The organism is Komagataeibacter kakiaceti JCM 25156, assembly GCF_000613305.1.
In genome coordinates, this window is sequence record NZ_BAIO01000093.1 from 1 (window position 1) to 7238 (window position 7238).

Annotated in this window: 6 protein-coding genes and 3 pseudogenes; 3 read left to right on the top strand and 6 right to left on the bottom strand. The window is 56.2% G+C overall.

Features of this window, described 5'->3' with window-relative positions:
* A pseudogene (locus tag JCM25156_RS22410) lies at nucleotides 1-489 on the bottom strand (glutathione S-transferase family protein); the annotation flags it as partial.
* A 110-nt stretch (nucleotides 490-599) separates the two neighbouring features.
* Here JCM25156_RS22410 and JCM25156_RS22415 point away from each other — a divergent pair.
* The 3 genes from JCM25156_RS22415 to JCM25156_RS07400 all read left to right on the top strand — a co-directional run bounded on the left by JCM25156_RS22415 (nucleotide 600) and on the right by JCM25156_RS07400 (nucleotide 2668).
* Nucleotides 600-1052, top strand: a complete 453-nt coding sequence (locus tag JCM25156_RS22415; protein WP_242402538.1) for a TetR/AcrR family transcriptional regulator — start codon at nucleotides 600-602, stop codon at nucleotides 1050-1052.
* A gap of 99 nt (nucleotides 1053-1151) precedes the next feature.
* Complete coding sequence (locus tag JCM25156_RS07395) at nucleotides 1152-1667, top strand: GNAT family N-acetyltransferase (RefSeq protein ID WP_025812635.1); 516 nt, start codon at nucleotides 1152-1154, stop codon at nucleotides 1665-1667.
* Nucleotides 1667-2668 (top strand): zinc-binding dehydrogenase, encoded by a 1002-nt coding sequence (locus tag JCM25156_RS07400; RefSeq protein ID WP_025812636.1) that lies wholly within the window; start codon nucleotides 1667-1669, stop codon nucleotides 2666-2668. Before JCM25156_RS07395 ends, JCM25156_RS07400 begins: the two co-directional genes overlap by 1 nt.
* Before the next feature lie 319 nt (nucleotides 2669-2987).
* On the opposite strand, the gene JCM25156_RS07410 is transcribed toward JCM25156_RS07400, so the two are convergent.
* The 5 genes and pseudogenes from JCM25156_RS07410 to JCM25156_RS30895 all read right to left on the bottom strand — a co-directional run.
* Nucleotides 2988-4250: an ImmA/IrrE family metallo-endopeptidase gene (locus tag JCM25156_RS07410; RefSeq protein WP_025812637.1), complete on the bottom strand. Its 1263-nt coding sequence runs from the start codon at nucleotides 4248-4250 to the stop codon at nucleotides 2988-2990.
* Nucleotides 4251-5022: 772 nt separating this feature from the next.
* On the bottom strand, nucleotides 5023-5457 hold the full coding sequence (locus JCM25156_RS07415) for a hypothetical protein (protein WP_025812638.1): 435 nt from the start codon (nucleotides 5455-5457) through the stop codon (nucleotides 5023-5025).
* Nucleotides 5457-6092 carry a glycoside hydrolase family protein gene (locus tag JCM25156_RS22420; protein WP_025812639.1) on the bottom strand — a complete coding sequence of 212 codons (636 nt, stop codon included), beginning with the start codon at nucleotides 6090-6092 and terminating at the stop codon, nucleotides 5457-5459. Before JCM25156_RS22420 ends, JCM25156_RS07415 begins: the two co-directional genes overlap by 1 nt.
* A 471-nt stretch (nucleotides 6093-6563) precedes the next feature.
* A pseudogene (locus JCM25156_RS22425) lies at nucleotides 6564-7024 on the bottom strand (YbaK/EbsC family protein).
* 85 nt (nucleotides 7025-7109) lie between these two features.
* Nucleotides 7110-7238 (bottom strand): annotated as a pseudogene (locus tag JCM25156_RS30895) (SAM-dependent methyltransferase); the annotation flags it as partial.

Genomic DNA, 7238 nt, shown 5'->3' on the forward strand with positions numbered 1-7238 from the left:
GTGCCAGATAGGGAAAGAGAGCGCTGTCGGCAATTGTAGGCCGGCGGAGGGCAAACCAGTCCAGTGTCTCGACATGCTCATTAAGCAGCGGTAGGAGCCTGTCGGTCCAGTGCATGGCGGTGCCATATCGAGGGGATACCCGAATTTCCGGATCAGACGGGCGGCATTGGGGCCGTTGCGAACCTCGCTCGACGCCACTGAAAGCCATTGTGTGATGGTGGCCTGTGACATGGCGTCTTCAGGCCACCAGCTGCGGTTCGTCAGTCGGCCGGCGAGGTAAACCAGGATGGCCTGGGAGTCCCGGAGTGTGAGGTCGCCATCAACCAGGACGGGCACTTCCCCAAACGGGTTCAGTTTCCGAAAATCTGGATCACGGTTCTGACCTGCCGCAAGATCGACAGGAACAAGGTCCAGCTTCGTGTTAGTCAGGGCCGCGAAAAGTCGGACTTTGTAGCAGTTTCCGGAGACATCCAGATCATAGAGAAGCATCAGGAGGTGTCCTTTGGCTGGAGATAGGAGAGCAGGAAACACATGGGTCTTGCCCGGCAGTAACTTGCGACCTATTGTGTGCGAACGACCGTTCGTGAGTCAAAGGCGAAATGAGAGAACCCGTTCCTATCCACCGGATTGTTGTCGAAGCCCGCGAACTGTTTCGCGAGTATGGCTACGAAGGGGCATCCATGCGTGATCTGGCCGATCGCGTGGGTCTCCGCCCGCAAAGCCTTTACACGCGCTTTCCGTCGAAAGAATCGCTGGTGCGCGAGGTTCTGGCCCTGACGCTCGACGACGTGCTGGTCGATCTCCCGGATCCAGTGGTGGACTGGTTTGCTGCCTGGCGGATGCTGATCGGACGGATCGCGGAGACGTTCGAGACACGGGGGCGCTGCGTGGGGTTGCATCTCGCGTATGGCGTGACGGCGCAGACACCGGACGCTCGGGACGCGGTGCGGGCGTTTTTTCGCACGATTGCGCGATGCGATGGTCGGGATTCTGGAAGCCGGGACAATTTCCGAACCGGCGTCCGTTGCAGCGGATACCCTTGCGCAACTTGAAGGGGCAACGCTCTGGATCACGACCGAGGGTGATATGGAACCTCTTCGGCATGCTGTGGAGCGTGCCTTGCGTATTGGCGATCAGGAAGGGAGACCGATGTGATTGAAACCGAAAGATTGCGTCTCTCGCTCCATCAGATGACGGATTTCAACGATCTGTGCGCGATGTGGAGCGATCCGGATGTCGTTCGTCACATCAGCGGCGTTCCATCGTCGGAACAGGAAAGCTGGTTTCGCCTTCTTCGTTATCGAGGCCTGTGGGATCTTCTGGGTTACGGATACTGGTGCGTCCGCACGAAAGCGGATGGGCGCTATGTCGGCGATGTCGGCTTCGCTGATTGGAAGCGCGATATCGAGCCACCTCAGGACACTGTGCCGGAAGCCGGCTGGGTTCTGGCGCGCTGGGTGCATGGCCAGGGATTTGCGACCGAAGCGCTTCAGGCTGCATTGGCATGGATGGACGGGCGCGGTGTGGATCGCACGGTCTGTATCATCGCACCGGAACACGCGACGTCGTGCAGGGTCGCGGAGAAATGCGGATATTTTCTGAAAGGCAGCGCTTGTTTCCGAGGGGAGCAGACGCTGCTTTTACAGCGCGAGAGGGACGATCGCTGATGGACGCTTCCGTAACGACATACCGTGCCTGGAGCTGGCACGCGCCGGGCGAGCCCGAACAGCTTCAACTGGTGGACCGGGCCTTCGTGTTTCCAGGACCGGGTGAGATCGTCGTGCGGAATACCATGATCGCGCTCAACCCAGTTGACTGGAAAGTCATTGCCGCTGGTCCCGACGGATGGAGGCCGGGGCATGTGCCGGGCGTGGACGGCGTCGGAATCGTCGCGCAGGCTGGTGACGGCGTGGGTATCCCCCTGGGAACGCGGGTCGCATATCATCAGGGGCTCGGAAAACCGGGTAGCTTCGCGGAATATACGACCGTGGATGCCGATTGCGCGCTCGTTATTCCCGACGGTGTCAGCGACGAGAGCGCGGCCGGAATTCCGTGTCCGGGGCTGACGGCGTGGCAGGCGCTCGCCAAGGTGCTGGATATACCGAACCGGGATGTGCTGGTGACCGGGGCAGGCGGTGCCGTTTCGCTGATCCTGGCGCAACTGGCATTGCGTCGGGACTGGCGCGTCTGGGCGACCGCGTCGCCGGTTCATCGCGAACGGCTGCTGGCGCTGGGCATTGCCGGTACGTTCGATTATCGCGATGAGGGCTGGCGTGCGCAATTGGTTGCAGCACTCGGGCCGCGCCGCCTCTTTGCTGCATTCGACACCACGAACGGAGCGTATGCGCGGGGTCTGGCGCCGCTCGTGGGGTATAACGGGCATCTGGTCTGCATTCAGGATCGCCTGGAATCGCCACCCCTGCCGCCATTCACGACGGCGCTGTCCCTGCATGAAGTCGCGCTGAACAGCGCGCACGGCCACGCGACCGCGGAGGACTGGCGGGAGTGGCGCCAAGCCGGCGCGCACTTGCTCGATGCTGTCCGGATTGGTGCCCTGGACCTCCAGCCGCATATCGTCACCGCGTTCAATGACCTGCCGGCAAGCCTCTCCGCCCTGAAGCACGGGCGCATCAAGGGGAAAAAGATTCTCGTGTGCATTGAGGCTTGAAGTCGTCATGTCGACGCGACTGGACGCTCAGCGATGCACGCGAGTGGAGTGTCCAAACTGTGTGATGACTGACTTCGGGCTGTCAGGGGTTTCGAAGCGTAGACTAATGGCGGCAATGGGGGGGCAGAAAGTCGGTTGTCGGCAAGGAATGATAGAAAGCCGCCATTCGCAGAATTCACGTTCATGACGGCTACCGACCAATTCACGACGTTCGAGGCTCAGGATAAAAGGGCAGTTCTCGGCCAGATTGTGTTAAAAAATCAGCTTGAAGTGTCTGCTCAGGATTTCGTATGCAATTGGGAATGACAATTCCCCATGATTACAGAACTCTGGTAACATTGGAGGGCTGGTTCCGCTTGCGTTGGTCGTTGAGCATGCCCAGATGCTTGAACTTTATCTGGATAGCCTGTTTCGATACCTCGAAATGGCTCGATAGATACGCAAGTAATCGATCATATATCGTATAATTGCAAGGTTGGTCGTCGACGAATATGTAACCATGTCCCCTATCCCTGATTTCGAGAAAATTGCGGAATTGCGCAGTCTTAAACTTGAAGGAATCATCGGGCAGGATGAGGTTGGATGAGAACAAGTTCGCCTGATATTCAAGCCGCTCCAGGTTAAAACTGGCATCCATCTCCTTGTTTATCAAAAGATCGCGTTCAATGATATTTTCGGAACTGAGGTAATGGTGATGTTTCAAGGAAAAATGACCTATTTCATGACCGATCGTAAAGCGTTCACGGCTCCTGTTCCCGTGGGAGTTGATAGAGATCACTTTCTGATGGAAGTGTGCAGAGCCCAGAATTGGCATTCCATCCGTGTCGTGGACCTCCTGATCGGAATATTGAAGATCTATAGATAGCGCGGAGCAGATATGTTCCAAATCTACCGGCCCACCCCGGTAATCGACGAGCTTCAGGACTTCTCGGACAGAACTCTTTATGGCCTCCGGAGGCATGAAGGGAATGGTCGTCGGGCTCTCATCGACGTCTCCTGCGAGTTCCGGGTGGAGGCTACCCAGGAACTGGCTGATGCTGCTGAAAAACTTTCCATCATTATAGGCAGAGAACTTCAGGGATTTTGTCACCGACCCTCCCTGAAAAAGCTGAAATTCCACAAAACGGTTTTCGATGTACGGTCGCGCCTTCCGATCCGCGATGATGTCGAGGCCGTCTCCGTCGTATTTTATGATACCAAGCCCCTTGTTCCGCGCGACCTTTTCGGCTCCGGATTGCAGCCGCGAAGACACAACCATCACGCCTTTTGCTGTATGGGGGAACATTCGCCCGAGTTTCGCTGAGAAGTCGTTTACGTACAGCTCAGGAACACTGCCACTGTAATTTTTGCATTCGAAAATGACATAGAGATGAGGCGAAGTGCGCCCGTTGGCGCAGAGTTCCAGTACGACATCGAACTCGACATTCGCCTCGCGCTCTTTACAGTAGTATTCCTTCTTTTTGAAAATCTTGCAGTTGTCGGGAGGATAAGCTCCCAGCACCAATTCTCCCCGATCCTTCTGATCAAGGAGATACTGATGGAATGCATCTTCGAGCTTATTGCCCTTATCCGAGGAACTCATGCCTTTGCCTTGAAAGAAGAAACAACCGCAGGACGATGGTAATAGTTCTATAGGGAATTCTAGCCTAGTTAAAGCGACCAACCCGATATGTACCCAAAATCACGTGGGAAGAAGCGTTCCAAAGGTTATGAACAACCGCTTCCGGCGGCCCACGAGACCAGCCTTTTGATCTTAATTATCCGCGACAATAGAGTTCAAGAACTACGCAAAGGTATCAATCTTAGCAATATACTCGACAATGATCGTGTTAAATTTAGCGTAGCCGATCTTTATCTCATATCGATGTTATCCCTTCGTATTGCAGAGGTAAAAAAGAATCTAATATTCGACAATTATTTTCTAAATTGAATTAAATAGACATAATAATTGCATCTGACGCATATATATTGATAGCTATCTCCGCTGACAATAATACGTTGGTGGAGGAATCAAGCTGTCGCAGTGACCTGAACCGGTGGGACCCGATCAAATTACGTCTGCTACGTGGCGAACGGTTTCGGAATTTTATTGTCCGAGAAGAAGGCGTCTGCCGCCTGTCCGCTTCACGTTTCTTGAGCGGACAGGCAGTTCAGGGGGGGATGCGGAAGGTCGGCTTTGGGAGATAAACGGTGTCTGGAGAATTTCCACTGAACTCTGGTTCAGCAGAAAGGCTCTGTTTCATTGGTTTTTGCAAGCATCTTCACCCATTCAGATGATCCGATCTGAATGGGATCTGCTCTGGCAGACGCGCCGAGCGTTATGTTTCCGGCGGGAACGCCCGGCGCAGAGATCGTCACTTGCGATGATGCCGTTTCGGTTGGCACGACAGGAGGGTGACACCGGCCGTATCTTCAAAGCGGTCGGGATGCGCCGTGAGAGGCATGGACACGACATCGTCGCTCCGATGGGCGGCATAGACGAACGTCAAATAGTAAGACCGGGCGTCGTTCGAAGGATCGCCATCAAACATTTTGTCCCATTCCAGCAGGTCGCGCCGCAGCGGCGATCCGACGTCGCCGCTGCGGGTCCAGACCGCCGACACACAGGTCGAAACACGCTCGACGCGCACGATCAACCGCCCATTGAGAAACGCCTTTCCATCGAGCTCCTCGTTGAACATTGTATTGCCGTTGTAAGACTGCTCCTCCAAAGACTCCGGCTTGGCGCCCGCGTGTGCGGTGCCACCGATACAGACGGCGCAAATCAGGCTCAGGATAGCGCGGATCATCAATATTGTCCTTCCAGCAGAAGCATGGCTTCGTCGTGCCGTCTCCGGACCAGACCGTTCATGATCTTGCCTTTCGAGCGCACCTGCTCCTCGATGATTCTGACGGCCTTGCGTTTGTCGCCGCTGTTGATAGCAGCACGGACACCCGGCCAACCTCTTCCTGGATTGTAGACGAACGACACGAGGGCATTGAACTCATTTTGTGTCAGGTACACATGGATGCCCCGACGAACGATCGCCTCGTAGTTCGGGAGATTGACCTGCAGAAGACGACTCTGCTGATCGTCCGTCAGACTGACGAGATTTTGATTATCCCGTGCGACCCTCCTGGCCGCTTCGCCACGCAGGCCAGCCCCCGCCGCCACGCGAGACACCAGACTGGAGTTGATGCCGATATCCCGCAATTTCTGCTCAATCTCCGCCCGGGAACGATCGCGCATGTCATAACCCGGTCCGAGCGTTACGCCGGACGCTCCGCCCGGCCAGTGCAGACGGTTGCTGACGCCCCTTTGCTCCTCATGGCGTTCAATAAAACCGCTTCCTTGAAGCGACGTCTTAGTCGCGCTGGGAGCACGCGGCGATTCTGACGGCGACGGGGTGTGGGACGGATTATAGGGACGGTTTGATCCAGACATGCTTCCTCATTTCCTGTGGCGTGATGCCGCAGATAAGCTAAAAAGTTAATCACCACGTAGCCTAGAGAGACGCGTAGCCCCGGCCATTTCCACAGCCCCGAAGCCGACCGTAGCCAGACCTTCGGCCGGTTTCTGGCTTGGCAGATAGCGTCTGACGACGCTGACGAGTTGGTATTCGACATGACGTGTCCTGAAATGCAGACACAAAAAAAGCCTGCCGGGTCTGGGCGGGCTTTGCGTGTCGCGTGGGTGATCCTTGCCACAGCTCTGCCATAGCGATTTTTGGGAGGATCATGATTTTGTGGGAAAGTCCGGATCAGTGAGCAGCACTAGCCGAACCCTATTTAATATGTAGCAAAAAACCGCGCGCAGATACCAGAGGGAAAATAGGCAGGCGGAACTCCACCAATGTCCGGTTTTGCGAAATTTTTAGCCACCCGCAAATGTCCGACATGAGGGCGAAAGCCGCCCCTACTCCTGACTGACATCCACCCATTCCGCTCCGACGAGATCTGCCAGACGGTCAGGTGTCAGACACACAGAGCTGTTCCGGTCTCCCGCTGCCGGCCAGACTACATCGAACGCGCGCAGTGAAGCATCACAGAAAGTCCGGACCGGCTGCGGCAGTCCGAAGGGACACACACCGCCGACCGGATGGCTGGTCAGTTCCAGCACCTCTTCCGCAGGCAGCATGCGGGGCCGGTTTCCGAACGTATCCTTCGTTTTGCGGTTATCCAGCCGCCCCGTTCCTGCCATGACGACCAGAATTCGTTCATCGCCGACTTTCAGCGCCAGTGTCTTGGCAATCTGCCTTCCTGCACTCCGAGCGCCTGGGCTGCTTCCGCGACTGTTGCCGTGCTGTCCGTCAGCACCACGGGTTTGATGTCTGGTGCATTGACCTCGAAAAATGCCTGAACGGATTCCCGGCTCATCTCTGTCTCCCCATGATACTGGCAAACCTTTTCTGGTCCCGTTGATGACACATCACACGGTCCCTTGCGACAATCGCGATTTCGCTCACAATGGCGCCACATGAAAACTGCTGACGTCGATCATGAAACTACCATCCGCCTCGATCCCGAAATGGCGCGTGACATCGTCCGGCGCGGCCTGTTGCAGGGAACGGATGGCGACGACCCGTTCAGG

What these genes read in the sequence shown, in the direction of transcription:
- JCM25156_RS22415 (WP_242402538.1), top strand. Translation starts at nt 600, where the DNA reads ATGAGAGAACCCGTTCCTATCCACCGGATTGTTGTCGAAGCCCGCGAA.
- JCM25156_RS07400 (WP_025812636.1), top strand. Translation starts at nt 1,667, where the DNA reads ATGGACGCTTCCGTAACGACATACCGTGCCTGGAGCTGGCACGCGCCG.
- JCM25156_RS07410 (WP_025812637.1), bottom strand. Translation starts at nt 4,250, where the DNA reads ATGAGTTCCTCGGATAAGGGCAATAAGCTCGAAGATGCATTCCATCAG.
- JCM25156_RS07415 (WP_025812638.1), bottom strand. Translation starts at nt 5,457, where the DNA reads ATGATCCGCGCTATCCTGAGCCTGATTTGCGCCGTCTGTATCGGTGGC.
- JCM25156_RS22420 (WP_025812639.1), bottom strand. Translation starts at nt 6,092, where the DNA reads ATGTCTGGATCAAACCGTCCCTATAATCCGTCCCACACCCCGTCGCCG.